The sequence below is a fragment of the Desulfovibrio sp. Huiquan2017 genome (assembly GCF_017351175.1).
Classification (GTDB): domain Bacteria; phylum Desulfobacterota; class Desulfovibrionia; order Desulfovibrionales; family Desulfovibrionaceae; genus Pseudodesulfovibrio.
This window is the reverse complement of the sequence record NZ_JAFMPN010000001.1, coordinates 201,356-228,010: the sequence shown is the minus strand read 5'-3', so window position 1 is coordinate 228,010 and position 26,655 is coordinate 201,356. Positions and strand designations below refer to the sequence as shown.

General features: G+C 61.9%; 26 protein-coding genes and 1 pseudogene. 20 read left to right on the top strand and 7 right to left on the bottom strand.

Features of this window, described 5'->3' with window-relative positions; translation table 11 throughout:
* Positions 1-5 precede the first annotated feature (5 nt).
* The 11 genes from nuoH (at position 6) to J0909_RS01130 (ending at position 10,758) form a co-directional block, all read left to right on the top strand.
* Positions 6-980, top strand: coding sequence for an NADH-quinone oxidoreductase subunit NuoH (gene nuoH, locus J0909_RS01180; RefSeq protein ID WP_207259770.1), 975 nt, complete (start codon positions 6-8; stop codon positions 978-980).
* A gap of 12 nt (positions 981-992) precedes the next feature.
* Complete coding sequence (locus tag J0909_RS01175; protein WP_207259769.1) at positions 993-1,580, top strand: 4Fe-4S binding protein; 588 nt, start codon at positions 993-995, stop codon at positions 1,578-1,580.
* A gap of 1 nt (position 1,581) precedes the next feature.
* On the top strand, positions 1,582-2,091 hold the full coding sequence (locus tag J0909_RS01170; protein ID WP_207259768.1) for an NADH-quinone oxidoreductase subunit J family protein: 510 nt from the start codon (positions 1,582-1,584) through the stop codon (positions 2,089-2,091).
* Positions 2,091-2,399 carry an NADH-quinone oxidoreductase subunit NuoK gene (nuoK, locus tag J0909_RS01165; protein ID WP_207259767.1) on the top strand — a complete coding sequence of 103 codons (309 nt, stop codon included), beginning with the start codon at positions 2,091-2,093 and terminating at the stop codon, positions 2,397-2,399. The genes J0909_RS01170 and nuoK overlap by 1 nt, the downstream gene beginning before the upstream one ends.
* A gap of 2 nt (positions 2,400-2,401) precedes the next feature.
* Positions 2,402-3,949 (top strand): monovalent cation/H+ antiporter subunit D family protein, encoded by a 1,548-nt coding sequence (locus J0909_RS01160; RefSeq protein ID WP_207259766.1) that lies wholly within the window; start codon positions 2,402-2,404, stop codon positions 3,947-3,949.
* A 10-nt stretch (positions 3,950-3,959) separates the two neighbouring features.
* On the top strand, positions 3,960-4,223 hold the full coding sequence (locus J0909_RS01155; protein WP_207259765.1) for a hypothetical protein: 264 nt from the start codon (positions 3,960-3,962) through the stop codon (positions 4,221-4,223).
* Positions 4,213-6,012, top strand: a complete 1,800-nt coding sequence (locus tag J0909_RS01150) for a Na(+)/H(+) antiporter subunit D (RefSeq protein WP_207259764.1) — start codon at positions 4,213-4,215, stop codon at positions 6,010-6,012. The genes J0909_RS01155 and J0909_RS01150 overlap by 11 nt, the downstream gene beginning before the upstream one ends.
* 23 nt (positions 6,013-6,035) lie before the next feature.
* A complete protein-coding gene (locus tag J0909_RS01145; RefSeq protein ID WP_353616721.1) occupies positions 6,036-7,571 on the top strand; it encodes a complex I subunit 4 family protein in 1,536 nt (511 codons plus the stop codon).
* 12 nt (positions 7,572-7,583) lie between these two features.
* Positions 7,584-9,041 (top strand): NADH-quinone oxidoreductase subunit N, encoded by a 1,458-nt coding sequence (locus tag J0909_RS01140; protein ID WP_207259762.1) that lies wholly within the window; start codon positions 7,584-7,586, stop codon positions 9,039-9,041.
* Positions 9,042-9,298: 257 nt separating this feature from the next.
* Positions 9,299-10,102 carry a 4Fe-4S binding protein gene (locus tag J0909_RS01135; RefSeq protein WP_207259761.1) on the top strand — a complete coding sequence of 268 codons (804 nt, stop codon included), beginning with the start codon at positions 9,299-9,301 and terminating at the stop codon, positions 10,100-10,102.
* 89 nt (positions 10,103-10,191) lie between these two features.
* Positions 10,192-10,758 (top strand): type I restriction enzyme HsdR N-terminal domain-containing protein, encoded by a 567-nt coding sequence (locus J0909_RS01130; RefSeq protein WP_207259760.1) that lies wholly within the window; start codon positions 10,192-10,194, stop codon positions 10,756-10,758.
* An 84-nt stretch (positions 10,759-10,842) separates the two neighbouring features.
* On the opposite strand, the gene J0909_RS01125 is transcribed toward J0909_RS01130, so the two are convergent.
* Positions 10,843-11,058: a ferredoxin gene (locus tag J0909_RS01125; RefSeq protein ID WP_207259759.1), complete on the bottom strand. Its 216-nt coding sequence runs from the start codon at positions 11,056-11,058 to the stop codon at positions 10,843-10,845.
* A 120-nt stretch (positions 11,059-11,178) separates the two neighbouring features.
* Here J0909_RS01125 and J0909_RS01120 point away from each other — a divergent pair, with 120 nt between their 5' ends.
* A complete protein-coding gene (locus J0909_RS01120; protein ID WP_207259758.1) occupies positions 11,179-11,634 on the top strand; it encodes a MarR family winged helix-turn-helix transcriptional regulator in 456 nt (151 codons plus the stop codon).
* A 43-nt stretch (positions 11,635-11,677) separates the two neighbouring features.
* Positions 11,678-12,694: a methyltransferase gene (locus tag J0909_RS01115; protein ID WP_207259757.1), complete on the top strand. Its 1,017-nt coding sequence runs from the start codon at positions 11,678-11,680 to the stop codon at positions 12,692-12,694.
* 3 nt (positions 12,695-12,697) lie between these two features.
* Here the strand turns inward: J0909_RS01115 and J0909_RS01110 are convergent, their stop codons facing one another.
* Positions 12,698-13,711, bottom strand: coding sequence for a DUF933 domain-containing protein (locus J0909_RS01110; RefSeq protein ID WP_207259756.1), 1,014 nt, complete (start codon positions 13,709-13,711; stop codon positions 12,698-12,700).
* A gap of 143 nt (positions 13,712-13,854) precedes the next feature.
* Between J0909_RS01110 and aroL the strand changes: the two genes are divergently transcribed.
* The 4 genes from aroL to aroC are packed head-to-tail and all read left to right on the top strand — an operon-like array spanning position 13,855 to position 17,540.
* A complete protein-coding gene (gene aroL / locus J0909_RS01105; RefSeq protein WP_207259755.1) occupies positions 13,855-14,376 on the top strand; it encodes a shikimate kinase AroL in 522 nt (173 codons plus the stop codon).
* A gap of 46 nt (positions 14,377-14,422) precedes the next feature.
* The gene (locus tag J0909_RS01100; protein ID WP_207259754.1) at positions 14,423-15,787 is read left to right on the top strand and encodes a TrkH family potassium uptake protein; all 1,365 of its coding nucleotides are present in this window, start codon (positions 14,423-14,425) and stop codon (positions 15,785-15,787) included.
* Between the two features lie 19 nt (positions 15,788-15,806).
* Positions 15,807-16,466 (top strand): potassium channel family protein, encoded by a 660-nt coding sequence (locus J0909_RS01095; protein WP_207259753.1) that lies wholly within the window; start codon positions 15,807-15,809, stop codon positions 16,464-16,466.
* A 9-nt stretch (positions 16,467-16,475) separates the two neighbouring features.
* Positions 16,476-17,540: a chorismate synthase gene (aroC, locus tag J0909_RS01090; RefSeq protein ID WP_207259752.1), complete on the top strand. Its 1,065-nt coding sequence runs from the start codon at positions 16,476-16,478 to the stop codon at positions 17,538-17,540.
* A gap of 156 nt (positions 17,541-17,696) precedes the next feature.
* Here aroC and J0909_RS01085 read toward each other — a convergent pair whose 3' ends face one another.
* The 5 genes from J0909_RS01085 to J0909_RS01065 form a co-directional block, all read right to left on the bottom strand.
* The gene (locus J0909_RS01085; RefSeq protein ID WP_207259751.1) at positions 17,697-18,332 is read right to left on the bottom strand and encodes a DUF2238 domain-containing protein; all 636 of its coding nucleotides are present in this window, start codon (positions 18,330-18,332) and stop codon (positions 17,697-17,699) included.
* A 3-nt stretch (positions 18,333-18,335) separates the two neighbouring features.
* Positions 18,336-18,674: a hypothetical protein gene (locus tag J0909_RS01080; protein ID WP_207259750.1), complete on the bottom strand. Its 339-nt coding sequence runs from the start codon at positions 18,672-18,674 to the stop codon at positions 18,336-18,338.
* A 135-nt stretch (positions 18,675-18,809) separates the two neighbouring features.
* On the bottom strand, positions 18,810-19,325 hold the full coding sequence (locus J0909_RS01075) for a carboxymuconolactone decarboxylase family protein (RefSeq protein WP_207259749.1): 516 nt from the start codon (positions 19,323-19,325) through the stop codon (positions 18,810-18,812).
* 78 nt (positions 19,326-19,403) lie between these two features.
* Positions 19,404-19,982, bottom strand: a complete 579-nt coding sequence (locus tag J0909_RS01070; protein ID WP_207259748.1) for a TetR/AcrR family transcriptional regulator — start codon at positions 19,980-19,982, stop codon at positions 19,404-19,406.
* A gap of 229 nt (positions 19,983-20,211) precedes the next feature.
* Positions 20,212-22,920 (bottom strand): M16 family metallopeptidase, encoded by a 2,709-nt coding sequence (locus J0909_RS01065; RefSeq protein WP_207259747.1) that lies wholly within the window; start codon positions 22,918-22,920, stop codon positions 20,212-20,214.
* Between the two features lie 389 nt (positions 22,921-23,309).
* Between J0909_RS01065 and J0909_RS01060 the strand changes: the two genes are divergently transcribed.
* From J0909_RS01060 to J0909_RS01050, 3 genes and pseudogenes are all read left to right on the top strand, one after another.
* Positions 23,310-23,960, top strand: a complete 651-nt coding sequence (locus J0909_RS01060) for a succinate dehydrogenase/fumarate reductase transmembrane subunit (protein ID WP_207259746.1) — start codon at positions 23,310-23,312, stop codon at positions 23,958-23,960.
* Between the two features lie 13 nt (positions 23,961-23,973).
* Positions 23,974-25,903: pseudogene (locus tag J0909_RS01055) on the top strand (fumarate reductase flavoprotein subunit).
* Between the two features lie 3 nt (positions 25,904-25,906).
* Positions 25,907-26,644, top strand: coding sequence for a fumarate reductase iron-sulfur subunit (locus J0909_RS01050; RefSeq protein ID WP_207259745.1), 738 nt, complete (start codon positions 25,907-25,909; stop codon positions 26,642-26,644).
* The last annotated feature ends 11 nt before the right edge of the window (positions 26,645-26,655 follow it).

The window sequence follows — 26,655 nt, the reverse complement described above, 5'->3', positions numbered from 1 at the left end:
AATTCATGAACGCATTCTTACAACACCTGATTCCCCTGGTTATCGCGGTCATTGCGGCCATGATATGGCTGGGCCTCAACGCCCTGGTGTGGGTCTACTGCGAACGCAAGTTCGCCGGCCACATCCAGCGCCGGCCCGGTCCCTTCGAGGTCGGTCCGCATGGTATCCTCCAGCCGCTTATCGACGGCCTGAAGCTTATGGGCAAACAGCTCCTCACCCCGGATAACGCGGACGCGGTCTTGTATTGGCTGGCCCCGCTCCTGTCCATGATCCCGGTGATGCTGCTCTACATGCCCATCCCTTACGGCCCGATCCTGACGGGCATGGAAGTCAACCTCGGCCTGCTGCTGATCCTGGCCTTTTCCAGCTTCAGCGCCTTGGCCGTTATCCTGGCGGGTTGGTCCTCCAATAATAAATGGGGTCTGCTGGGTGCGGCCCGCGCCGTGTCCCAGACCGTGGCTTACGAGATTCCGCTGCTTCTGACGGTGCTGGCTATTTCCTTTATGACCGGCACCCTGAACTTGACGGAGATCACCAACCTGCAGGCCGGGTACATCTGGAACTGGTACATCTTCAAACAGCCTCTGGCCTTCCTGATCTTCCTGGTGGCCATGTTCGGCGAAACCAACCGCGCGCCGTTCGACCTGGCCGAGGCCGAGTCCGAACTGACCGCCGGTTTCCACACCGAGTATTCGGCCATGGGCTTCGGCCTCTTCTTCCTGGCCGAATACGGCTACATGGTGGTCATGTGCTCCGTCTGCTCCGTTCTGTTCCTGGGCGGCTATCACGGCCCGTTCCCCGGCGTTGACGGTTGGTGGTGGATGATCCTCAAGACCTTCGCCCTGTTGTCCTTCATGATATGGGCGCGGTGGACCTTCCCTCGCGTGCGCTTCGACCAGCTGCTGAACATCAACTGGAAATGGTTGTTGCCGCTGGCCACGTTCAACCTGTTGGCCACCGCGCTGATCATGAAGTTGTAGGGGTAGAGAGATATGGGTAAATTCAAGGAAAACGTCATTCAGCCGATTCTCGATTGCTGGAGCCTGATCGTCGGACTCAAGATCACGGGCAAGTACTTCTGCAAGCCCCTGATCACGGTCCATTATCCGCGAGAAGTCCTCGACGACGAGAACCTGCGTACATACGGCGGGCATGTCGAACTCATCGGCAAGTCCAAGGACCCGGCCATGCCCAAATGCATCTCCTGCATGATGTGCGTGACCAACTGCCCGAGCAAATGCCTGACCGTGGTCAAGTCGAAGCCTCCCAAGCCCACTGCTGCGGAGGAGGCGGCCATGAAGGCGGCCGAGGAAGCGGGGGAAAAGGTCGCCAAGCCCAAGGCCCCCAAGAATCCGGCCAAGTTCATCTATGACTACAGCCTGTGCTCGCTGTGCGGCACCTGCATCGAAAACTGTCCGGCCAAGTCGCTGAGATTCTCCAATGACATCTATTGGGTGGCGACTTCCAGGAAAGAGATGAAACTCGATCTTCTCGCCCGGCTCAAGGCACAGGCCACGGAACTCTCCGCGCCTGTCCACAAGACCGAGGCTGTTGCGGCCGCGGCGGAGAAGGAGGCGTAATATGGAAGTCTTGGCAAAAATAGCATTCGGCGTGTACACGCTCGTCATTCTTGGCGGGGCCGTCCTCGCCGTGTCGAGCAGCAGCCTGGTGCGCGCCCTGATCGGGCTGATCACCACGCTGGTCGGCGTGGCCGGGATGTACCTGCTGTTGGCCACGCCCTTCATGGCCTTCATGCAATTGCTCATCTACGTCGGCGCGGTCAGCGTCCTGATCTTCTTCGCGGTCATGCTGACCCGGGCGGAGCAGGGCGGCGACGAGGCCGACAAGGCGCCCATGAAGCGCTACATCTTCGGCCTGGCGGCCACCATGACCCCGGCGGCCCTGCTGGGCTGGATGATCATGACCCGGCCCGCAGCATCCGTGGCCGTGCCCGTGGAAGTGCCCATCAAGCAGCTCGGTGAAGGGTTGCTCGGATCCTACTTCCTGCCCTTCGAATTGATCTCGGTCATCCTGATGGTCGCCATGTCCGGCGCCGTCCTGTTGGTCTGGGAAAAGAGGGGGAAGAAATAATGAGCGCATTGACCTTATTCCAACTCGTCGCCCTGATCCTCCTGTGCGCGGGCCTGTTTGGCCTGACCCAGCGCCGGAGCCTCGTCGGCATGCTGATCTCGGTGGAGCTGATGCTCAACGGCGCAGGGCTGTCCATGGTGGCGGCCGCGCAGTTGACCGACTTCAGCGCGGTCATGGGGCAACTCGGCACCCTGTTCGTCATGGGGCTGGCCGCAGCCGAAGCCACGCTGGTCCTGGCCATGATCGTGGTGGTTGCGCGGCGTTTCAAATCCGCCAAATCCAGTGACATCACTACCCTGAAGGAATAGCTATGATGGAAGGTGTAACGACATATAGTCCAATTCTTCTGCCGGTGGTGTTCACGCTCCTCACGCCGCTTTTCATCTATCTCTGTCGGGGGGATGAGAACCGGCGGGAGGCGATCAGCTTCATCGGTGCGTTCCTGACCTTCACTTCGGTGCTCTGGATGGCGCCGAAGGTCCTCTCCGGACAGGTCCTCTATTATCACGTAACCACCATCCTGCCGGGCATCAACATCGCCTTTGCCGTGGACGGGCTGTCCATGGTCTTCGCCCTGATCGCCCCGTTCCTCTGGTTTCTGGTGACGAGCTACAACGTCGGCTACATGCGCGGGCTCAACGAGCACGCGCAGACCCGGTACTACGTCTGCTTCGCGGTGGCCATTTTCGGCGCCGTGGGCGTGGCCCTGTCGGCCAACGTGTTCACGCTCTATCTCTTCTACGAGATCATTACCGTGTTCACCTATCCGCTGGTCTACCACCATGAGGACGCGGAGGCCAAGGTCGGCGCCCGGAAGTACATCGTCTACCTGATGGGTACCTCCAAGCTCTTCCTCCTGCCCGCCATGGTCCTGACCTACGTGCTGGTCGGCAATCTCGACTTCAATCTGACCGACATCCAACACGGTATGTTCTCCGCCCAGGTCATCGCCGCGCATCCCAGACTGGTGACTCTCACCTACTGGCTGTTCATCCTCGGCATCGGCAAGGCGGCTCTCATGCCGTTCCACAACTGGCTCCCGTCGGCCATGGTCGCGCCCACCCCGGTCTCGGCCCTGCTGCATGCTGTGGCGGTCGTCAAGGCGGGCGTCTTCTGCGTCAGCCGCATAGTGCTCTCGGCCTTCGGGACCAAGACCGCCGCGGCCCTGACCATGAGCCAGATCTACATCGGTTCGCCCGGCACCTGGCTCGGCGACCTTAGTATGGGCATGGGCACCGCCTACATCGCGGCCTTCACGCTGACGGTGGCCTCGTTCATCGCCCTGACCAAGGACGACATCAAGGCGCGGCTCGCCTATTCGACCGTGGCCCAGCTCTCCTACGTCGTCATCGGCGTGACCATGCTGGTGGACTCGGCGGTACAGGGCGGCGTCATGCACATCGCCCACCACGCCTTCTCCAAGATCACGCTCTTCATGGCCGCGGGCGCCATCTACGTCGCCTGCCACCTGAAGAAGATCAGTCTCATGGACGGCCTGGGCCGCCGTATGCCGTTCACCTTCGGGGCGTTCGGCATCGCCTCCCTGTCCATGATCGGCATGCCGCCGGTCTGCGGCTTCGTTTCCAAATGGTATCTGGTCAACGGCACGCTCGATGCGCACCAGTGGCCGCTGTTGTGCGCGTTGCTTCTGTCAACGGCGCTCAACGCGGGCTACTTCGTTCCCATCACCTACCGGGCCTTCTTCAAGAAGCCCCGTCCGGAGGCCAACATCGGCCAGTACAACGAGCCGTCCATGACCATGGTCATTCCGCTGTGCATCACAGCATTCATCTCGGTGTTCCTGGGTCTGTATCCGCAGACATTCCTGAACTTCGTCAACGCGTTCGGCAAGTTCTAGGGGGGTATATATGAGTCAACAGAAAGGATTGGGCGAGCTTCTCGCCAAATGGAGAGACAACTGGAAGACGTGGAGGACCATCTTCTTCGTCGTGTTGGGCGTGCTCGTGCTGCTCAACATCCCGTTCGTCACGCACCACCCGCACTTCGGTTTCGACGGGTACCCCGGGTTCTGGGCCGGATTCGGCCTTGTCGTCGGGCTGGCCATGGTCATTATCATGAAGAAGATCGTCCAGCCGTTCATCGCCCGCAAGGAGGACTACTATGGGGACTGATGTTTTTATCCACCCCGCTGCGGGCTTTCTTCTCCTCGCTCTGCTGGTGCCGTTCGTGCCCGCGAGCCTGTGGAAGAGCAAATCCTTGCGGGGCGCCCTGGCGATCCTCGCGCCGCTTATCGCCCTCTATTCCATCTTCACGGTGGAGGCGGGCGCCTACGGTCAACTGCATTACCTTGATCAGGCCCTGATCTTCGGGCGTGTGGACAAGCTGTCCATCGTCTTCGGCCAGGTCTTCGCCATCATCTCCTTTATCGGCTGCATCTACGGCATGCACGTGGAGGACAAGGGACACTATGTCTGCGCCTCGCTCTACGTGGCGGGCGGTTTCGGCTGCGTGTTCGCGGGCGACCTGCTGACGGTCTTCCTGTTCTGGGAGTTGATGTCCATCGGCTCGACCTTCCTGATCTGGCAGGCCAGAACCACGGAGTCCGTTGGAGCCGGTTTCCGCTACTTCCTGTATCACACCGTGGGCGGCCTGTTCCTGCTGGCCGGCCTGCTGCTCAAATACAAGGCCACGGGCGGTTTCGCCTTTGACCTGGTCAACCCGGCCGAGGCCCAGCTGTACGACTGGCTGATCCTGACCGGCTTCTGCGTCAACGCCGCCGTCGTGCCCCTGCACGCCTGGCTGCCCGACGCCTACCCTCGGGCCTCCGTGGCCGGTGCGGTATACATGTGCGCCTTCACCACCAAGACTGCGGTCTATGTGCTCTGCCGCGGCTTTGCGGGCTGGGAGGTCCTGGCCATCGCCGGAACCGTCATGGCGGTCTACGGCGTGCTCTTCGCGTGCATTGAGAACAACGCCCGGCGCATCCTGTCCTACCACATCGTCTCCCAGGTGGGATACATGGTCGCGGGCATCGGCATCGGCACGGCCATGACCATCAACGGCGCCGTGGCCCATGCCTACGCGCACATCCTCTACAAGGGGCTGCTCTTCATGGGCACCGGCGCGATCCTGTACTCGGTCGGCACGGCCAAGCTGGATGAGCTCGGCGGCCTGGCCACCAAGCTGCCCTGGGTCATGGTCTGGTACATGGTCGCGGCCCTGTCCATCTCCGGCATGCCGCTGTTCAACGGCTTCATCTCGAAGACGATGACCATTGCGGGCGCCGCCGAACACCATCGCACCCTCCTTGCCCTGGGCATGGAGATCGCCGCGGTCGGTACGTTCATATCGGTGGGCATCAAGCTCCCATACTTCGCGTTCTGGGGGCGTAAAAAGGAATACGAGGGCGAGGTCAAGCCGCTGCCCGTCAACATGTACGTGGGCATGGCGCTGTGCGGCCTGTTGTGCATCGCGCAGGGCGTTTACCCGCATATGCTCTATAAGTACCTGCCCATGGCGGTGGAAGGACACGCCTTCCAGCCTTGGACCATCGACAAGGTCATCAACTCGGGTCTGTTGCTCGGCTTCTCCGGCCTGGCCTTCTACCTGACCCGCTACATCATTACGCCGCACAAGGCGCTCAACCTGGACTTCGACTGGTTCTACCGCCTCATCGGCAGGGTGACCATGCGCGCCATATGCTGGCCCGCGTCCAAGGTTGACGACGTCTGGACCGAGGTCTACCGGACCGTCGGCCTGCGGGGTCTCATCGGCATGGGCAGAGGCACTTCTTGGTTCGACAAGAAGGGCATCGACACAGTGGTGGACGGCAGCGCCTACACCGTCAGGAATCTCGGCAGGCTGGGGGCCAAGGCCCAAACGGCCAACCTGCAGGACTACCTGGCGATGGCCGCCGTTCTCGGCTTGGGCATCTTTGCCCTGGTTTGGTACTTCGGCTAAGCCGGACAATCTAAGGAGAGCTCATTTTGGACTTCGGATATCCGGTACTCACGATATTGATCGCATTCCCGCTCATTGCGGCGTGCGGACTCTTCTTCCTGCGGGCTCCGCAGGTGGTGAGGTACTACACCATGGCGGTGTCCCTCATCGAATGTCTGCTTGCTGTGCCGCTCATGGGCTTCAAACTGAACGCTGACTTCCAGTTCGTCGAGAAAATCGACTGGGTCCACCAATGGGGCCTTCAGTACTATCTCGGCATCGACGGGATCAGCATACTTATGGTCCTTCTGACCATTGCGGTCCTGCCGCTGTGCGTCATGTGCTCCTGGACCTACATCGGCAAGCGGGAGAAGGAATTCCACTTCTGCCTGCTGTTCATGACCTCGGCGGTGCTCGGCGTGTTTTGCGCACTCGACCTGGTCCTGTTCTATGTCTTCTGGGAAGCCATGCTTATCCCCATGTACCTGCTCATCGCGGTCTGGGGCGGCGACGACCGCAAGTACGCGTCGCTCAAGTTCTTCCTGTACACCCTGGCGGGGTCCACTCTGCTCCTGGCGGCCATCGTGGCCTTCCGGATCACGGGCGGGACCTTCTCCATCCCGGATCTGATGCAGATGAACTTCAGCTTCCGCTTCCAGTTCTGGGCCTTCCTGGCCATGGCGCTCGCCTTTGCCATCAAGGTTCCCATGTTCCCGTTCCACACTTGGCTGCCCGCGGCCCATGTGCAGGCGCCTTCGGCCGGTTCCGTCATCCTGGCGGCCGTGCTGCTGAAGATGGGTACCTACGGGTTCCTGCGCTTCTGCCTGCCGTTGACCCCGGCGGCCTCCCAGTACTTCGCCCCCATGATGATCGCCATCTCCATCGCGTCCATCCTGTACGGCGGAGCCATCGCCCTCGGACAGTCCGACATCAAGAAGTTGGTCGCCTACTCCTCGGTGGGTCACATGGGCTTCGTGACGCTCGGCATCTTCCTGTTCGACCAGCGTGGCGTGGAAGGCGCGCTCTTCCAGATGCTCAACCACGGCATCGTCACCGGCGCGCTGTTCATGATGATCGGCGCTGTCTACGAGCGGAGCCATAGCCGCGAGATCTCGAAGAACCTGGGATTGGGCAAATACATGCCCGCCTTCATGTTCTTCTGGGGCCTCATGGCGCTGGCCTCCCTCGGGTTCCCCGGAACCAACGGGTTCGTGGGCGAAATTCTGGTCTTCATCGGCGCCTTCCAGGTGTCGCCGTTCATCGGCATGTTCCTGGTTCCCGGCGCGCTGCTGGGCGCGGCCTACATGTTCCGCGTTTCCTTGAAGATGGCTTGGGGCAAGCCCAGTTCCGCCAAGACCTGGCGCGACCTCAATGCCCGCGAGTGGATCTACCTGACCATCCCGGCCGTGTTCGTGCTCTGGATCGGTTTGGCGCCCGCGCCGTTCTTCAATATCATCGACCCGTCGGTCGACAAGCTGCTCAATGACTTCGACAAGCGCAAGGTCGCTGTCGTCGAAACCGAACAGCCCATGCAAACAGCCGCCGCAGACGTCTTGGGTCTGCTGGCGGAAAAGGAATAGGGGGCTAACGACGTGAACTTCAACATCACTGCGCTTGTCCCGGAACTGTTCTTCCTCTGCCTGGTCCTGACCCTCATGGTCCAGTCGCTGGGTACCAGGGAGTGGAAACCGCCCGTTGAGCGGTGGTTGCCCTTTGGTGCCTGCGCCGCCTTCTTCGTGACCATCACGGGCTTCCACCTGCACGGAACCATGTTCTGGGATGTCTACAAAGTGGACCTCATGTCCCAGTTCTTCAAGATCGTCATTACCTTCGGGTTCTACGTGGTCGTGCTCAACGCCTCGCGTCAGCCGACGCTTGAAGAGGGCAAGCGGGCCGATTATTACATGTTGCTCGGCTTCTCCACCTTCGGCCTGATGCTGCTCGCTTCTTCCGTGGAGCTGATCACCATCTACCTGGCCCTGGAGCTGGCCTCGTATTCCATGTACGCGGTCATTCCGCTGCGCGCCAAGGACAAGGGCGCGGCCGAGGCGGGCATCAAGTACATCATGTTCGGCGCGGTCGCCACGGCCCTGGCCCTGTACGGCCTGTCCTACATCATGGCCACCCAGCATACGACCTACATCGCCGAGCTCATGAACAAGTCCTGGTCGTTCGCCGACCAGCCCATGGCCGTTGTCGGCCTGTCGCTCTTCCTGGGCGGCATGTTCTTCAAGCTGGCCCTGTTCCCGTTCCACTTCTGGTGCCCGGACGTCTATCAGGGCGCCAGCAACGAGACTGCGGCGTTCGTGGCGACCATGCCCAAGATGGGCGCCATCGTGGTCCTGTGCCGCCTGGCCGTGCTCCTCAAGCCCGGCCTGGAGATCACCACCATCCTGGCGGTGCTCGGTGCGTGTTCCATGACCTTCGGCAACCTGTCGGCCTTGGCCCAGACGGACATCAAGCGCCTGCTCGGTTTCTCGTCCGTGGCCCATGCCGGCTACATCATGGTCGGCTTGGTTTCGGGCACTCCCGAGGGGATCGCCGCGGCCGCCTTTTACGGCATGGCCTACCTGGTCATGAACCTGCTCGTATTCTGGATCGTCAGCCGCGTGGCCTCCGACGGCCGCAACCTCAAGTTGAGCGATCTGAACGGCCTGTACAAAAAGGCTCCGGTCCTGGCGTTCTCGCTGGCCGCCGGAGCGTTTGCCCTGGTCGGCCTGCCGCCGACCATGGGATTCATGGGCAAGTTCTTCTTGATCACCTCGGCCTGGGACCACGGCTACAACTGGCTGGTCATCACTTTGGTGGTCAACTCGGCCATCGCCATCTATTACTACCTGGCCCTGTTCCGGCACGCCTTCACCGAAGAGAAGACGCCCAGCCAGGTGGCCCCGCCCGACAACGGCTGGTTCGCCTCGGCCGGAGCGGGCATGCTCGCCGCGGCTGTGTTGGTAATCGGCATGATTCCGGCTCCCTTGTTCAACTTCGCCATCAATGCGGGCAAGACCCTGTACGGTATATCCGTCACCTTCGCGGGCGGCGGTCACTAGAACAGGCTGCATTACATGTAAGGGGCGGAAGCGGTGCTTCCGCCCTTTTTTAACGCCAGTCGTCCAGAGGGACGGTTTCTGGAGCCTTTCCCGGGGCTTTTTCCCGGGGCGATTGACCGGGACGGGAGGGCGGTCTACAATATTTACCCGTGTATCTCGGGGCGGATGGGGGGCTGTCGGGGGAGTGCGTCGAGGGAGCGCAGTCCGTTTTTTTTGAATGTCTTATATCATTATCTCAACACATAGGAAGATTTCTCATGCACGTCCGATCTCTAAAATTGGCCTATTTTTCTCCCACCGGAACCACTTCCGCCGTCGTCCGCGCCATGGCGCGCGGGTTCGGCTACGACAACGTCGAGGATGTGGACATCACCATGCCGGACGCCCGTAAGCAGATGTTGAAGGTTTCGGGCGAAGACCTCCTCGTGGTCGCTGCGCCGGTCTACGGCGGGCGCATACCCGAGCTTCTCGAACCGTGGTTGCGCGGTCTGGAGTTGGACAAGACCCCGGTGGTCTGCGTTGCCGTATTCGGCAACCGTGCCTTTGAGGACGCCCTGATCGAGCTGGCCGATCTGGTCGCCGAGCGGGGCGGAGTCGTGGTGGGCGGGGCAGCCTTCGTCGGGGAACATTCCTTTTCCTCGGAGCAATATCCGGTGGCCGTGGCCCGGCCCGACGCCGAGGACCTGCGCGGCGCGGAAGACTTCGGGCGCAGGGTGCGCGAAACTCTGGACGCCCTCCCGTCCCTCGACGCGGCCCCTGAACCGGCCATTCCGGGTGATCGCCCCTACAAGGAACGCAAAAAGGGCGGCCCCGTGGACTTCATTCAGGTTGGCGACAACTGCGTGCGGTGTGGCGTTTGCGCCGAGCACTGTCCTGTGGAGGCCATCAGTGCGGAAGACTATGGCCGCACCGATGCCGAGAAGTGCATCAAATGTTGCGCCTGCATCAAGGCCTGCCCCGAGCATGCCCGCAGCACTAAGCCCGGCAGTCCGGTGGAGGGATTCGCTAAATGGCTGGCCGAGAATTGCCGCGAGCGCTTGGAGCCCCGGTATTTCTTCTAGCCTCTGCGGTCGGCGGAGCGCCCGGCCCGGCGCATCGGCTTGCGTCGGGCCGGAAGGCGATTTATCGTAATAGGGAAGGGAGGGAATCCATGCATGAATCGAGTTTGGGCGGCACGCTCCGCGACTATCTTTCCGGCGAGGAGATCGACGAAACCACTTTCGAGGAGTTTCGGCAGCTCCTGGCCCGTCTTCTGGTGGAAGAAAAGGGCTACCCCAAGGATCGGCTCAAGGCCAAAATTTCGCTGAAATATTGCGTGGAAGGCAAGGAGTACGAACGGATCATCGATTTCGTATTCTACGATGAAAAGGGCGTCCCCGTGTTCCTGGTCATGTTTTGCGCGGGCGATGTGGCCACCTTCGAGCGCGAGACCGTGTGCGCGGCCCGGCTCATCGACGGCGGTCCTGTGCCCTATGCCCTGGTCACCGACACCATGGACGCTACGCTCCTCGACGTGCGCACCGGCGATGAACTGGCGCGCGGCATGAACGCCGTGCCCGAGTATGATCGCCTCATGGCGATGGTCGCCGAAATCGAAGTCGGGCCGTTGACCGCCGAGCAGCGAGAAAAGCAGACCCGTGTTTTTCACACCTACTGCGGTTTCGTCTGCGGCGACCACTGTGAATGCTCGTTGCCGCCCATGCCCTCGAAGAAGTAGGTTGAGAGTCGAGCGCACTTCGAATGCGGAAAAGCCGGGCCTGGGCCCGGCTTTTTTGTTGAAAGGACGGTTGCGGGGGAGGCGTCAGTCCACGAAGACGATGCAGCCTTCCGGGCAGGAATTCATGATGTCGCGTACCTCGTCCTCCGTGACCTCGGACCGGGTCACATAGGGCATATCCAAGGCCTCGTCCCATTGAAAAACGTCCGGGTTGAGATCAATGCACCCCTGGCAGGAGCGGCAGTCCCCCAACTCGATGGCCACTTCACGATGCTTGGTACAGGTATTGGTGTTGCTCATATCTTGATAATAGTTACTGCTCCCTGTTTTGACAAGTGGAATTCCGGACTCACTCGTCAGGATTGCCCGCGGTTCCAGCGAGTGCTTGACAGTCATTTGTTTAGGAGCTAAACAATTTGCATGCGTTCCTTTGAAGAAATCCTGCCGCTGCTCAACCGCTTCGGCGCGGCCATGGCAAAGTATGCCCGCGTGGACAGCCACGCCTCCGACTTCGGAGTTGGGGTTGCCTTGTATCCGTCGGAGATACACATGGTCAGCCGGGTGGATCGCCATGACGGGGTAGGCGTGACCGACTTGGCCGAAGAATTCGGCGTCACCAAGGGCGCGGTTTCGCAGGTGGTCACCCGGTTGGTGGACAAAGGGCTTTTGGTCAAGGAGCCTGATCCGCTGAATCGGACGCGGGTGGTCATCCGGACCACAGAAACGGGCCATGTCGCCAGCGAGAATCACCTGAAGTTTCACCGGGAGCACGATAAGGTGTTTCTCGACTATCTCGCGGGCCTTGATGATGCGGATTTCGCCCGGGTCGAGGAGATCGGCGCGCAGCTGAACCGCTGGATGGACGCATATCTCTGATTTTTTTTGAGCAACAAATTTAGTATTAACCCATGGAGGATCCATGCTGTTTCCTGAGCCGAAAACCGATTTCACGCAGTTGAACAACATGATCATGGAGTCCGTGACAGCCAAAGCCGTCATGGCGGCGGCGGAACTAAAGCTTTTCGACCTCCTCTCCGGAGGGCGGCTGACCTTGGCGGATATTGCGGACAAGGCCGGGCTGGTGCCCGAGCGGCTGGAACCGCTTCTCGGCATCCTTGCCGCCGTGGGGCTGCTGGTCCGGGATGGGGAAGGCTACGCCAATGCGCCCATGGGAGAGGAGTATCTTGTCAGTTCGTCTCCGTTGTACCAGGGGGATTTTCTTGCGCTGACCATGGGGTTTTCGGCCTCTGTCGAACAATCCCTCCTGAAACTCTTGGCGGGAGGGGAAGTGAATCGGGAGGGCACAGATCGCGGGTGGTCCGAGGACCGGGCCATGAACGGCTCCGCGCAGGACGCCTTGAGGGGCGGAGCGCGTGCCGTGGCGGATGCGGCCGCTTCCCTTCCCGGGTTCGAGACCTTCCGGGAAATGTGCGACATCGGAGGCAACCACGGCCTGTATACCATGGCCGTGCTCGATCGTAATCCGGCTCTGCGCGGGACCATTTTCGACCTGCCGTCGGTGGTCGAGCATTCCGCCCGGCGTTGCGAGAGGTTGGGCTATGGAAGCCGGGTACGCTCCGTGGGCATGGATTTCCGGGAGGAGACGCTGCCCGAAGCTCGCTACGATCTGGCCGTGGCCTCGCACGTTCTCTATGCTTTCAAGGCCGATCTGAGCGGGGCGCTGCGCAAGATCGCCGACGGCCTGAAACCCGGTGGCTGGTTCATCTCCCATCACTCTTGCGGGAGCGACGGCCCGGACAAGACGTTGCCCGAGGCTTGCCTGGAGCTGGTCACCCGGCTGGCCGGATATGCTTCTCATTTTATCGGCCGCGAAGAGCTCGCCGCAGCTCTGGACGAGGCCGGTTTCGAGCCGCCGGACTTCCGGAGCATACCGGGCCGGGAGGCCCGCCTCATCGCCTGCGCCCGAAAGTGCTAGCCGTCACACGTTGAAACGGAATTCGATGATGTCGCCGTCTCGGACGATGTACTCTTTGCCTTCAAGGCGCGCCTTGCCCGCTTCCTTGACCTTCTTGAAATCGCCGTAGGCCAGGAAGTCGTCGAAGCCGATGACCTCGGCGCGGATGAAGCCCTTCTCGAAGTCGGTGTGGATCACGCCCGCCGCCTGGGGCGCGGTTGAGCCTGCGCGCAACGGCCAGGTACGGCATTCGTCCTCGCCGGCCGTGAGGAAGGAGATCAGGCCGAGGAGCCGGTAGGTCTTGCCAATGACCTTGTCCAGGGCTGATTCGGTGATGCCCAGGTCGTTCAGGAACTCGGCCTTTTCCGCCGGGTCGTCGATCTCTGCCAGCTCGCGTTCGAGCTTGGCGGCCACGGCGATGTGGGCCATGCCCGGGGTGTCGTCCGGCAGCTCCCGGGCCTCCTCCTCGCCCTCGGGGCAGTTCCAGGCATAGAGAATGGGCCGGGCGGACAGGAATTTGAAGCCCTTGAGTTCGGGCAGGGCGCACAGCTCCCCGTCGGTGCGCAGGGGGCGTTCCTCTTCGAGCAAGGCGAGCGCCCGCTTGAGGCCCGCTTCCTCCTTGGGGTCCACCAGGGCCTTGTTCTTCTTCCCGTCGGCCGCCAGCTTTTCCAGCCGCTTCTCGATGACCGCCATGTCCGAGACCATCATGTCCGCCTCCATGGCCTGCCATTGCCGTTCGGGGTCGTTCATGCCCGAGAATCCGTCGAGCACGCCGATGAAGCAGTCATAGGGGCGCACCTCGTTGAGCACACGCTCGCCCAGCCCCGCGCCTTTGCCGCCCCCGCCCGGGATGTCCAGATATTCGATCTCGCTGTGGGTGACCTTTTTCGGGTGGAAGAGTTTGATCAGCGGGTCGAGCCGGGCATCCGGGACCTTGACCATGGCCCGATTGCCCGCGGCGGCGGCCGCAGGGCCAGCCAGGGCGGCGAACAGATCGGTCTTGCCTGAGCCGGAGAAACCGAAGATGGCGGTTTTCATGTCTTTCTCCTTTGCGAAAACGAAGGGCGGGTGGCCGTCCCCGAAAGGCTTTGGCGAAAGATATCAACAATGGGCGGGAATGCAAAGGCGCAACGCTTTGCAAACCGTTGAAGGCGGGCCGGTTTTCCCTTAGGGTGCCTGACATGCACAAGGAGAGGAACATTTTTCTCATTGGGCCGCGAGCCTGCGGCAAGACCAGCGTGGGCCGGGCTCTGGCCGAGCGGCTGGGCATGGAGTTCGTGGATACGGACCAGGCCTTTGCCGAGGCCGTGGGCATGGACATCGCCGCTTTCGTCGAAGCGCATGGCTGGGAGGCCTTCCGCGACGAGGAGGCCGCGACCCTCGTGCGCGAGGCGGCGTCCGGCGGCCGGGTCATCGGTTGCGGCGGGGGCATGGTCCTGCGCAGCGAGAACCGGGCCGTGTTGGCCGAGGGCGTGGTTCTTTATCTCAAGGCCGACCCCGATGAATTGGCCCGACGGCTTTTGGCCGATCCGCTGGAGGCGCAGCGCCCCTCCCTGACCGGCAAATCCGTGGCCGCCGAGATCCGCGAGGTCCTGGCGGCCCGCGCCCTACTGTACGAGGAGTGCGCCCACCATGTCATTGAGGGCAAGGACCTGGCCGGGACCGTCGAGGCTGCCCGGCGGGCCGTGGAAAACCTTTCCTGAGCGTTTTTGACAGGTTGTGCCGTCAAGCATATAAGCGTGGAGAACCATGCGCACTAAAGTCTTTTCGCCGTACTGGATGCCGGTCTGGTTCTTTGCCGGAGCCATCCTCGTCGGCGCACTTATCCTGCACCTGGATGTGAGCCACCCCGGCGGCCCGCTGTCCTTTGTGGACGCCCTGTTTACGGCCACCTCGGCCATGTGTGTCACCGGGCTGGCCGTGGTGGACACCGGTTCCTACTTTTCCACGCTGGGCCTGGACGTCATTCTGGTCCTCATCCAGCTCGGCGGCCTGGGGATCATGACCTTCACCACCCTGGTCATCCACCTGCTCGGGCATCACGTCTCCCTGACCGACCGGCTGGCAGTGGGCCAATCCCTGCTGCACGATCCGTCCTTCAGCTTGCCCAGGTTCCTCATGCGCGTGGTGGTCTGGGCCTTTTCCTTCGAAGCGCTGGGGGCAATTTGCCTGTGGTTCATGGACCCCGTGGGATTCAGCCCCTACTCGGCGGTCTTCCACTCGGTGTCGGCCTTCTGCAACGCCGGATTTTCCCTGTACCCCGACTCCCTGACCCGCTGGGCCGGGGATGGCGGGGTCAACATGGTCTTCATCGTGCTTATCACCGCCGGTGGACTGGGCTTCTACGTGCTCAACGAATGCGGCATTCTGATCTGGAATGCGCTGTTCAAGCGTGGCGGACGCCGGAGCGGACGGCCGAGGATGAGTTGGCATACGTCCATCGTGCTCAAGACCACCCTGACCCTGGTGGTGGCCGGAACTGTGGTCATCTTCGTCGCCGAAGGCGCTGCGGGCAACGCGCCGGACAATTTTCTCGAACACTTCTGGAACGCCCTGTTCCAGTCCGTGACCTGCCGCACCGCCGGGTTCAACACGGTGGACATCGGCGGCATGACCAATGTCTCCCTGGCCTTCATGATGGTCCTCATGTTTATCGGCGGGTCGCCGGGTTCCTGCGCGGGCGGCATCAAAACCACCACCTTCCGGGCTCTGGTGGGCTTTGTCTGGGCCGAGTTTCGGGGCTGGGAGCAGGTCCGCATCGGCCGGTTCGCCCTGGACCAGAAGGCCATGAACAAGGTCGTTTCCCTGGTGACCATGAGCCTGCTTCTGGTCGGCGTGGGGACCATGATCCTGACTTCGCTGGAGAGCGGGGACAGCTCCTATCTCATGGCGCGCGGCGAGTTCATCGCCGACATGTTCGAATCCATTTCCGCCTTCGCCACCGTGGGGCTGTCCACGGGCATGACCCCGCTTTTGGACAACTTCGAGCGGGTCACGCTCATCGTGCTCATGTTCGTGGGAAGACTTGGACCCATCTGGATGCTCTCGGCCTTGCAAAGCTGGCAGACCGAGCGGCGTTTCAAGGTCCCGACCGCCACGCTGCCCTTCGGCTAGATCGATAAGGAGAAACGTTATGGCTGCAAAAAAGGAAATCGCCGTCATCGGCCTGGGCAAGTTCGGCTACGCCCTGGCCAAGGCCCTGACCGAGCTGGGCCATTCCGTGGTCGGGGTAGACATCAACCCCGAGTACGTGCGCCGGGCTCAGGACATCATCGCCCAGGCCTACGAGGCGGATGCCACGGATGAAAAGATGCTCAGCCAGATCGGCATCAAGGAGCTGGATCGAGTCATCGTCTCCACCGGCGACTCCATGGAGGCGAGCATTCTGGTGGTCCTGAATCTTCAGGCGGCCGGGGTCAAGAACATCTGGGTCAAGGCCATCAGCGAGGCCCATGAGCGGGTGCTCTACAAGCTCGGGGTCCCTTTCGTGGTCTTCCCCGAGGCGTTCGTGGCCGCCCAGATGGCCAACCGGCTGACCGCCCCCGGGTTACAGGAGTACTTCGGCCTGGGCAAGGATGTGGCCGTACGGGAAATCATCGTGGACAGCTGGATCGGCAAGACCCTGCGCGATCTGGACTTGACCAACAAGTACCAAGTGCAGGTCATCGCCTTCCGGCTGGCCGGGGATTCGGAGTTCCATTTCGTGCCCCAGGCGGACAGGGCGCTGAAAAATGGAGACGTCCTGGTTCTTCTCGGGCGTACCGAGGACATCATGCGGGTTGAAAAATTTTAGGGAGCGACTATGAGCGGCAATACCTTCGGACGGGTTTTCCGGCTGACCACTTTCGGTGAATCCCATGGCGCGGGCCTGGGCGGCGTGGTGGACGGTTGTCCTGCGGGCATTCCCCTGGACGAATCCATCATCCAGCTTGAACTGGACCGGCGCAGGCCCGGCCAGGGCGGGCTGGCCTCCACGACCCGCAACGAACCGGACCGGGTCAAGATCCTGTCCGGCGTGTTCGAGGGCAGGACCACCGGCACGCCCATCGGTTTCTTCGTGGAGAACACCAACCAGCGCTCCCATGACTATTCCAAGATCAAGGACGTGTTCCGGCCGGGGCATGCCGATTTTACCTACAACGCCAAGTACGGGTTCCGCGACTACCGGGGCGGTGGGCGTTCCTCGGGCCGAGAAACCGTGTCCCGCGTGGCGGGAGGGGCCATCGCCCAGGAACTGCTGCGCCTGGAGGGCATCTCGATTTACGCCTATACTGTGGAGTTCGGTTCCATTCCCGCCGAGGTCAGGGATATCGAGGGGGCTTGCGACCGCCCCTATTTCAGCCCGGATCCGGATATCGTCGAGGCCTGGAACGAACGGGTCGTCAAGGTCCGCGACGACGAGGACACTCTGGGCGGCGTGGTCGAAGTTCGGGCCACGGGACTGCCTGCCGGGCTTGGCGAGCCGGTCTTCGGCAAGTTCGATGCGCGCATCGCGGCGGCGTTCATGTCCGTGGGCGCGGTCAAGGGCGTGGAGATCGGCTCCGGCATGGCAGCCGCGCGCTCGCTGGGCAGCGAGAACAACGATCCCATCGGCCCGGACGGCTTTTTGTCCAACAACGCGGGCGGCATCCTCGGCGGCATTTCCTCCGGCCAGGACGTAGTCGCCCGGGCCTACATCAAGCCCATAGCCTCCATCCTTCAGGAACAACAGACCATCACCACCACGGGCGAACCCACCTTCATCATGGTTGGCGGCCGCCATGATATCAGCGCCATCCCGCGCATCAATCCGGTGCTCAAGGCCATGATGGCCCTGACCATCGCGGATTTACTCCTTCTCGACCGGCGGCTGGGCGTGCGCGACTAGCGGCCGTAACGGCATCGCGATATTCCAAAGGGCCGATGCACTCTGTGCATCGGCCCTTTGGAATTTCACTACCGCGCCGCAGGCCTGAACGGGATGCCGGGGGTGAACTCGGACCCACCGACGATTCCGTGGGGACAGCCGGGGGGAAAGGCTAAATCATCCGTTATGGGCGCGAAGCGGTCTTTCTCCCTCTGCTTTAATCCCCGAGAAGGCGAACAGCACCAATGCGGTGATCGCGCCAAGGGTGTCGCAGAGCATGTCTGTCTGGGCGTCCCAGACGTCCCCTTGGGAACCGAGAAATTCGATGCCAGCCTCGCCGCCCGCGAGCACGGCGTACCACCATTCGACGATCTCGTAGCCCGCGGCCAGGGCCATGATGGCAAACAGGCCGAACAGGTGGACTATTATAGGCTTGGCCAGGTCCTTGCGGGTCAGCAGTTCGGCGATGGGAAAGGCATAGAAGCCGATGGTGTAATGCCCGAGCCGGTCGAAGTGGTTGCGCGAAAAGCCGAACAGGTCGGTGACGAAACCGAACGGCACGTTGGCGAAGGTGTAGTGGCCGCCGATGGTGTGCAGGAACAGCCAGCAGGCCATGAGCGCGTAGGCCGGATTGGAGAAGCGGAAGAGGCGGTAGGTACCGGCCAGGAGCAGGAAGACCGCCATGACCGGGATGTTTTCGGCCCACCACACGTCGCGCATGACCGGGTTTGCGGCCATGATCGTCCAGAAGATCAGGAAGGTCGCGGCCAAGGTGTGGGGAAACCAGCGGGATGGCGCGGACGTGTTGTTCATGGACTACTTGAGTTTTTTCAAACGCACGGCCGTGCCATAGCAGGAATAGTACTTGTCGCCCTCGGGGTGGAAGGCCACGGTCTCGCGGTAACCGACGATGGCGTCGGCGTTGACGTCCACGGCCTGGGCCATGAGTCCGTAAAAGGCGTTGTCGAAGACGTAGCTGCGGCAGACGATGAGCCCGAAGGCGGACTGGATGTCGCGGCCCGGCACGGCCTCGGTGGTGACGATCTTCATCTTTCCGGCCATGTAAATGTCCTTGGCCATGGTCAGGCGGTGGTCGGTGCCGACGTCGTCCCTGTCCAAAGTCTGCTTTCTGGGCGAACCGAATATGAGCGCCATGCGTCTCCCCTCGATAGTGAGTAACTAAAAGTTGTTGCTCAAGATTTGTAGCGCACCACGGGGCAGGGGGCAAGCCCTTGGAATACGGACGGGACAAGGGCGGGGACCGGCGTGGGGCCGATCCCCGGTGGAGGGTTACTTTTCCACGAAGGCGCGGAAGACGATGCCGATGGTGGCCATCTGGGCCGCGTAGGCCGTGGCCTCGAATATCTGTGCATCGGTCCAGCCCGCGAAGCGCGCCGCGTCCACATCGTTTCGGGTTACGCCGTCCGGTTCCCGCACGGCCTTGGCCACGAAGCTGAGAAGGGCCGCGTCCTTTTCCTCGAAGGCCCGGGCCGGGGTCGTGGCGAGCGCGTCGAGTTCGGCCTCGGTCAGCCCCATGGAGGTGAGCAGGCCTCGGTTGAAGGTGGTGCAGAAACCGAAGCAGGCCGTGGATGCGCCGAGGTAGCGCAGAGCGGCCAGCAATTCCGGTGAATAGGCCTCGTTTTGCCTGAGATCTTCGGCGATGGCCGTCTGTCTGGCCAGGTAGCGCGGGCTTGCGCTGTACAGTTGGATCGGGTCGGGTACGGGAATGTGCGCGGGGAACGACGAATAGATTTCCCGTACCGCGCCTTGGGCCTGCTCGGGCCGAACGTACTCAATCATAAACATGTCTTGCTCCTTGAGATGTAGTAGACCGGTCGTCTACTAGTCGGGTAAACGAAAACCGCCACCGGGTTGTGGCGGCGGCTATTTCAGGATTTTGTCGAAAATGAATCGGGTGAAAAGGGCGAGCGGTTCGCCGTCTTTGGTGACCTTCATGCGGATAATCGCGCCGTGCCATGCCTCGACCATGAAAATGGCCGTTTCCCGCGTGTCCATGTCGGCTGGGATTTCCCCTCTGGCCTTGGCTTTGTCCAGGATGGCCGCCAGGCCCGAAGCCATGCCGTCCAAGGCTTGGATGAGCCGGATGCGGAACGGTTCACTCAGGTCGCTCATCTCCTGGGCCAGGTTACCGACAGGACAGCCTCGCGTATATCCGTGGGCAGCGAAGTGGGCGGCGAATCCGTCAAAAATCTTTCGCAGTTGTTCCAGCGGAGTCAGACTCGGATCGTTGCGGGCACCATCGATGATGCCACGGAACATCATACCGAAATAGTTGACCATTTCGATGCCGAAGGCTTTCTTGCTGTCGAAATAGAAATAGAACGACCCCTTGGGCACGCCTGCCGCGCGCAGGATGTCCTTCAGGCCCGTGTTGTTGAACCCTTGCCGGTGCACCAACTCGGCCCCGGCCTCAATGATCCGCTGTTTCGTGTCCTCGCTCATGGAAGTATAATAGACCGGTCGTCTAGTTCTGTCAAGATGGAGTGGCGTCCTTGGCGGACCGAGGGAAGTTCTTTGGAAAAGCCGTCCTTTCGGCTTTTCTCTTCAACCGCTTTGTGCCCTGTGGGCGAGGATCTGCGCGGGGCGTCCGCAAGGGGAGGGGGGCGATGGGGGGGCGCCAACAACAGAGGCCGGTTTTCACCGGCCTCTGTTGTTTCAAGTATGGCGTACCCTACGGGGTGACGGTCATGAGGTAGGCCTTGTCCGGGGTCAGGTACTGGGCGACCATATCCTGGATTTCGGCGGGGGTGATGGTTTGGGCCCGCTTGATGAGCTGTTGCTCGTAGTCGAGGTCGAAGCCGCGCACCTGGAGGCTGGCGGCCTCACGGCTGCGGGAGAGCAGGGATTGGTGGTCCTGGTAGTAATCGCCGGTCAGGATGTTTTGGGCGCGGTCGATTTCGTCCTGGGGCAGCGGCTTGGCGGCCAGGTCGGCCAGGACTTTCTTGAATCCCGCGATGGACTGATCCACCTTGTCCGGCCCGGTGCCGATGTACAGGGCCATAAACCCGGTGTTGCGGCTCTGCCAGAGCATGGCAGTGACCGTGTAGGCCAATCCCTGTTTGTCGCGCAGGTCGCGGAAGAGCAGTCCGGACTGGCCGGCCAGGGCGGCGCGCAGCAGTTCGAGCTTGGCCGAAGCCTCTTGGTCGGTCTTGCCCGGGGTGGGGAAGATCATCAGGACGTGCGCCTGGTTGCGATCGGGCAGGTGCAGGGAATCCTCCTTCTCGGTGCCCCATTCGGGGGTGGTGAAGGCGTATTGTCCGGTGGGCGCGGTCAGGGTTTTGGCGATGCCGGCGGCAAACTTCTCCATGGCCGCCTGATCAAACTGTCCGCACACGGCCAGGGTGAACGGGTGCATGGATTGGCGGCTCCAGAAGCGGATGATGTCCGAGGTAGTGAACCGTTCCACGCCTTCGGGGGTGCCCTGATGGAGCAGAGCGTAGGGGCCGGTCTTGTACAGGAACGGGAAGAGGTGGCGGAAGGCCAGGCCGAGCGGCCGGTCCTCGCCCTGCTTGATGGCCGCGATCTGGTCCTGTTTGGCCCGTTCCACCTCGGTCTGGTTGAAGGCCGGCGCGGTCAGGGTGTCGCCGATAACCGGCAGGACCTGATCCGTGAACCGGGTGGGGAACTTGGCCTCCAGGGCAAAGACGTTGCGCCCGGCGGTGGAGCCGAGGCTGGCCGCGTGGTCGGACAGGAAGTCTTGGAGCTCGGTGGCGGACATTTTCAAGGTGCCACGCGTCAGGGCCGCGGCCGTCAGGGAAGCCAGGCCCTGCCTGGACGCATCGAGTTCGCCGTCGCCGCCGGTCCAGTACATGGACATAGCCGTGTACGGCAGGGTGTCGTCGGGCAACAGGATCAGCTTGGAGCCCCCGGGCAGGGCGATTTCGGCCGGCCCCGTGGCCTGCGTGGCGGCCTGTTTGGCCTCGGTGGCCTTCTTGGAAGGCCAGTTGGCCTTGGTGATTTCGGTCAGCGCGTCGGCGGAGATCGGTTCGTTTTCGGGCGTGAGCACGGCCAAGGCCAGGCGGTCGGGCCGGATATATTCATCGAACAGTCGCTTGAGTTCGGCTCGGTTCACCTGGCTCAGGGCGAAGAGGTAGTTCTTCTCGGCCTGCTCGCCGTTGTCGAAGAATTGGAAATAGCCGAGTTTCCCGGCCAGGCCGGAGAGGGTTTCCTTGGCCAGGAACAGGGAGTTTTCTAGGTTCAGGCGGGCACGCTCGATCTCACGGTCGGTGAAGTTCGCCGGGTCGAATCCAGCCATTTCCTTGTTCAACTCGGTCCAGAATTCGTTCACCTTGTCCGCGTCGAGCACGGCGTGGACGTAGAGCATGCCGCCGCGCTCAAGGGAAAGCGGCGAGATCGAGATATCGTCAACGAGCTGCTTGTCGTATTTGAAGGTCCGGTAGAGGCGCGAAGTATCGTCGCCGCCGAGCAGTTGGCAGAGCATCTCCAGGCCCGGGATTTCGGCCGAGGTTCCATAGGGGATGGGGAAGGCCGCACCCATGTAGACCTTGTTCCACTTGCCGGTCAGTTTGACCACGCGGGGGCCGTCGCCCGCTTCGGGCACGGGCAGGGGCGCGGGCGGGGTGAAGGATCGGGTGTTCTTGAGGGATCCGACCAATTGGTTGGCCTCGGCCAGGATTTGGTCGGGATCGACCTTGCCGACCACGGCCAGCAGCATGGATTGCGGCTGATAGTGGGTGGCGATGTAATTTTTGATCTGCGGCCTGGTGATGCCCGATACGGTCTCGCGGAAGCCGATGATCGGCCATTCGTAGCTGGTGCCCTTCCAGACCATGGACTGGAGGGTCTTGAACAGCTTGCTGGTGGGCGTGTCCTCGCCGCGTTCAAGCTCTTCGAGCACGACCTTCTTTTCGCTTTCCAGCTCCTTGGGAGCGATGGTCTGGTGGAAGGCCATGTCCGTGACCACGTCCATACCGAGTTTCCATTGGGTCTCCGGCACTTCCACGTAATAGACCGTGTAGTCGAAGCTGGTGGCCGCGTTGAGGCTGCCGCCCACGGACTCGATCTGCCTGGCCGTCTCGCCCGGGCCGCGTTTGTCCGTGCCCTTGAAGACCATGTGTTCAAGCAGGTGGCTGATGCCCGCGATGTCGGGCGTCTCGTAGGCGCTGCCCGCGTGGACGTAGAGTCGGACGTTGACCAGCGGGAACCGGTCGTCTTCCTTGATGAGCACGGTCAGGCCGTTTTTGAGCTTGACGATGTGCGTGGCCGCCTGGTCGGAACCGTCCAGGGCGGGAAGGGAGGTCGCCTTGGCGGTTGTCGGGGCCGGTGTCGGGACGGTTTCGGTTCGTTTGTTCATATTTACGGTTTGACAGGCGGCAAGGATCAGTACAAGCCCTGCCAGCAATATCGGTTTTCGGAACATGGGTATGGCTCCATAAATTTGGTCATGCGCTCTGCCACGCGCATCGAATCGGTTGTCTGTACGTCCCATAGGGTAAGTCTTCAAACCGGGATGGCAAGCGGGCGGAGAGGTCCACAGCCGAGGCAGGAGTGCACCCTACCCGAGGCGACCGGAAATGGAAACCGGAAAAGGGGAGGAACGGGACTACCAATTTTTTGTTAACGGGCGGATAGGCGGGAATCCGCCGTTTGACCGTGCAATCAATGCCTTTTTTCTTGTCCGCACCCCCTGTCCGCAAGGCGGAGAGCCAGTGAGATGGCCTTGGAGATATTGACAAATTTCTTTTCCCCGGCCTACGTATTCAGGCAATTGTCTAGGGCGCTTCTGTGTTTAACCAAACGGAGGAATGAATGTCCATTAGTTACGCACCGGCTGGCAAATCCGGCAAGTGGGACGGCGTGCTGGATTGGCTGCAAATGCTGTCCGGCGCCAGCCTGATCTTGTTCATGTGGTGTCACATGTTGCTGGTTTCCAGCGTCGTCATCAGCCCGAGGCTGATGAACGCCCTCGCCGAATTTTTCGAGGCGACGTATATGGCCCAGGTGGGCGGACCGCTCATCTTTCTCGCCTTCCTGCTTCATTTCGCCCTGGCCGCCCGGAAGATTCCCTTCCGCGCCGAGGGTCAGAAGACCATTTGGCAACACGCCCGGATGATGCACCACGGGGACACCTGGCTTTGGGTGGTCCAAATCGTCTCCGCCATGCTTATCCTGGTCATGGGGTCCATCCATATGTGGGTGGTTCTGACCGATCTCCCCATCACGGCGGTCAAATCCGCCGCTCGCGTGCAAAGCGGGTTCTGGGCCGTGTTCTACCTGTGCCTGCTGCCCCTTGCCGAATTGCATGTCGGCATCGGCTTCTACCGCATCGGGGTCAAGTGGGGCTTTATCACGGACCGGGAGCGGGGCAAGTTCAAGCGCGGCGAAAACCTGCTGACGCTCATGTTTATCGGCATCGGTCTGATTACCCTGGTTCGCTTTTTGTTTCTGAGCCTCAATTAACGGAGAATTTGCCATGCAGACTATCTACACCGATTTTCTGGTTGTCGGCGCGGGTCTGGCGGGCGAGCGCGCGGCCGTGGAAACGGCCGAGGCCGGATTCTCCGCCATCTGTCTGAGCCTGGTCCCGGCCCGGCGATCCCATTCCTCCGCCGCCCAGGGCGGCATGCAGGCGTCCCTCGGCAATTCGGTCATGGGCGAGGGCGACAATCCCGACATTCATTTCGCGGACACGGTCAAAGGGTCCGACTGGGGCTGCGACCAGGAAGTCGCCCGCCTCTTCGCCGATACCGCTCCCATCGAGATGCGCCGTCTGGCTCATTGGGGGGTGCCGTGGAACCGCGTGGTCCCGGGTAAGTCCATCTATTACAAGGGCGGCAAGCAGTACGAGAAGGTCGAGGCCGAGGAAAAGGAGGGGCTGATCATGGCCCGCTCCTTCGGCGGCACGGCTAAGTGGCGCACTTGCTATACTNAAGCAGTACGAGAAGGTCGAGGCCGAGGAAAAGGAGGGGCTGATCATGGCCCGCTCCTTCGGCGGCACGGCTAAGTGGCGCACTTGCTATACTTCCGACGGCACCGGCCATGCGGTCATGTGCACCATGGACAACCGTTGCGCCGAAAAGGGCGTGGAGGTCCACGACAAGACCGAGGCCATAGCCCTGCTTCAGGACGGGGAGACCTGTTACGGCGTGGTCGCCCGCTGTCTGCGCACCGGTGAGCTGCGTGTCTATTTGTCCAAGGCGACCATGATCGCGGCGGGCGGCTTCGGGCGCATCTACCCGAACACCACCAACGCGGTCATCTGCGACGGCGGGGCGCATGCCATGTGCCTGGCCGCCGGCGTGGTTCCCATGGGCAACATGGAAGCCGTGCAGTTCCACCCGACGGGCATCGTGCCCACCGACATCCTGGTCACCGAGGGGTGCCGGGGCGACGGCGGCACCCTGCTCGACGTGGACGAGAAGCGGTTCATGCAGATCTACGAGCCCGAGAAGGCCGAGTTGGCCTCCCGCGACGTGGTCTCCCGCTGGATGACCCACCACATGCGCGAGGGCCACGGCGTGAAGTCGCCCTACGGCGAGCACCTTTGGCTCGACATCCGTCATCTGGGCAAGGAGCACATCACCGGCAAGCTTCGCGAGGTTTACGAAATCTGCACCTCCTTCCTGGGCGTGGACCCTATCCATCAACTCATTCCCGTGCGGCCGACCCAGCACTATTCCATGGGCGGCGTGCGCACGGACAAGGACGGGGCCGCCTATGGACTCAAGGGGCTCTTTGCCGCGGGCGAGGCCGCCTGTTGGGACATGCATGGCTTCAACCGTCTGGGCGGCAACTCCCTGGCTGAAACCGTGGTCGCGGGCGGTATCGTCGGCCGCCGGATCGCCGAATACCTGGAAGGGTGCGAGACCGAGTTCAAGACGTCGCTGATCAACGACGAGGTCGGCAGGCAGCGTTCCCGCATCGACGCCTTGATCAACGGGACCAACGGCTCGGAGAATGTCTACCGGGTCCGGTCCGCCATGCAGGAAGCCTTGCACAAAGGTGCCAACATCTTCCGCACCCAGGAAGGACTGGAAAAGTGCGTGGCCGCCTTGCAGGAGACGCTTATCCGGGCCCGGAACGTCGGCCTGCGTTCCAACGGAAAGGGCGTCAACCCCGAACTGGCCGCCGCGCTGAAGCTTGAAGGCCAGGTCAAGCTCGCCCTGATGGTCGCCTACGGCGCGCTCATGCGCACCGAATCGCGCGGTTCGCACAATCGCGAGGACTTCCCGGCGCGTAACGACCGCGACTGGCTGACCCGCACTCTGGCCTACTGGAAAAAGCCGGAGGACACCCTGCCGACCCTTGAGTACGAGCCGGCCACCACGGTGGTGGAGATTCCGCCCGGAGACCGTGGATACGGACATTCGGAAATCATCAGCGCCGACGACAAAAAGGAATAGACCATGTCCAGATTACTCAAACTCAACATCTTCCGGTACAATCCCGAGGACGAGCAGTCCTCGCCGCACATGCAGGCGTTCGTCCTGGAAGAGACCGATGCCATGACCCTGTTCATCGCGCTCAACCGCATCCGCGAGGAGCAGGATCCGTCCCTGCAGTTCGACTTCTGCTGTCGGGCGGGCATCTGCGGTTCCTGCGGCATGGTCATCAACGGCCGTCCCGGCCTGGCCTGTCATACCAAGACCCGCGACCTGCCGGGTGAGATCACGCTTTTGCCCCTGCCCGTCTTCAAGCTGGTCGGCGATCTGTCCGTGGACACCGGCACGTGGTTTCGCGAGATGTACGACAAGACCGAGTCCTGGATCCATACCAACAAGGTCTTCGATCCCACGGCGCTCGAAGAGCGCATGGACAACAAGGACGCCGTGGCCATCTACGAGCTTGAACGGTGTATCGAATGCGGCTGCTGCATCGCGGCCTGCGGCACCGCCCGGCTGCGCGAGGACTTCATGGGGGCGGCCGCGCTCAATCGTGTGGCCCGGTTTCTCATCGATCCGCGCGACCAGCGGACCGAGAACGACTATTACGAGATCATCGGCAACGACATGGGCATTTTTGGCTGTATGGGCCTGTTGGCCTGTGAGGATGTCTGCCCCAAACATCTGCCGTTGCAAAATCAGCTCGGTTTCCTGCGACGAAAAATGGGCATCACTTCATTGAAACGCATTTTCAGGAAGTAGTCTGCCTTCGG

Coding starts and splice junctions, on each gene's coding strand:
- nuoH (WP_207259770.1), top strand. CDS start 6: ATGAACGCATTCTTACAACACCTGATTCCCCTGGTTATCGCGGTCATT.
- J0909_RS01175 (WP_207259769.1), top strand. CDS start 993: ATGGGTAAATTCAAGGAAAACGTCATTCAGCCGATTCTCGATTGCTGG.
- J0909_RS01170 (WP_207259768.1), top strand. CDS start 1,582: ATGGAAGTCTTGGCAAAAATAGCATTCGGCGTGTACACGCTCGTCATT.
- nuoK (WP_207259767.1), top strand. CDS start 2,091: ATGAGCGCATTGACCTTATTCCAACTCGTCGCCCTGATCCTCCTGTGC.
- J0909_RS01160 (WP_207259766.1), top strand. CDS start 2,402: ATGATGGAAGGTGTAACGACATATAGTCCAATTCTTCTGCCGGTGGTG.
- J0909_RS01155 (WP_207259765.1), top strand. CDS start 3,960: ATGAGTCAACAGAAAGGATTGGGCGAGCTTCTCGCCAAATGGAGAGAC.
- J0909_RS01150 (WP_207259764.1), top strand. CDS start 4,213: ATGGGGACTGATGTTTTTATCCACCCCGCTGCGGGCTTTCTTCTCCTC.
- J0909_RS01135 (WP_207259761.1), top strand. CDS start 9,299: ATGCACGTCCGATCTCTAAAATTGGCCTATTTTTCTCCCACCGGAACC.
- J0909_RS01130 (WP_207259760.1), top strand. CDS start 10,192: ATGCATGAATCGAGTTTGGGCGGCACGCTCCGCGACTATCTTTCCGGC.
- J0909_RS01125 (WP_207259759.1), bottom strand. CDS start 11,058: ATGAGCAACACCAATACCTGTACCAAGCATCGTGAAGTGGCCATCGAG.
- J0909_RS01120 (WP_207259758.1), top strand. CDS start 11,179: ATGCGTTCCTTTGAAGAAATCCTGCCGCTGCTCAACCGCTTCGGCGCG.
- J0909_RS01115 (WP_207259757.1), top strand. CDS start 11,678: ATGCTGTTTCCTGAGCCGAAAACCGATTTCACGCAGTTGAACAACATG.
- J0909_RS01110 (WP_207259756.1), bottom strand. CDS start 13,711: ATGAAAACCGCCATCTTCGGTTTCTCCGGCTCAGGCAAGACCGATCTG.
- aroL (WP_207259755.1), top strand. CDS start 13,855: ATGCACAAGGAGAGGAACATTTTTCTCATTGGGCCGCGAGCCTGCGGC.
- J0909_RS01100 (WP_207259754.1), top strand. CDS start 14,423: ATGCGCACTAAAGTCTTTTCGCCGTACTGGATGCCGGTCTGGTTCTTT.
- J0909_RS01095 (WP_207259753.1), top strand. CDS start 15,807: ATGGCTGCAAAAAAGGAAATCGCCGTCATCGGCCTGGGCAAGTTCGGC.
- aroC (WP_207259752.1), top strand. CDS start 16,476: ATGAGCGGCAATACCTTCGGACGGGTTTTCCGGCTGACCACTTTCGGT.
- J0909_RS01085 (WP_207259751.1), bottom strand. CDS start 18,332: ATGAACAACACGTCCGCGCCATCCCGCTGGTTTCCCCACACCTTGGCC.
- J0909_RS01080 (WP_207259750.1), bottom strand. CDS start 18,674: ATGGCGCTCATATTCGGTTCGCCCAGAAAGCAGACTTTGGACAGGGAC.
- J0909_RS01075 (WP_207259749.1), bottom strand. CDS start 19,325: ATGTTTATGATTGAGTACGTTCGGCCCGAGCAGGCCCAAGGCGCGGTA.
- J0909_RS01070 (WP_207259748.1), bottom strand. CDS start 19,982: ATGAGCGAGGACACGAAACAGCGGATCATTGAGGCCGGGGCCGAGTTG.
- J0909_RS01065 (WP_207259747.1), bottom strand. CDS start 22,920: ATGTTCCGAAAACCGATATTGCTGGCAGGGCTTGTACTGATCCTTGCC.
- J0909_RS01060 (WP_207259746.1), top strand. CDS start 23,310: ATGTCCATTAGTTACGCACCGGCTGGCAAATCCGGCAAGTGGGACGGC.
- J0909_RS01050 (WP_207259745.1), top strand. CDS start 25,907: ATGTCCAGATTACTCAAACTCAACATCTTCCGGTACAATCCCGAGGAC.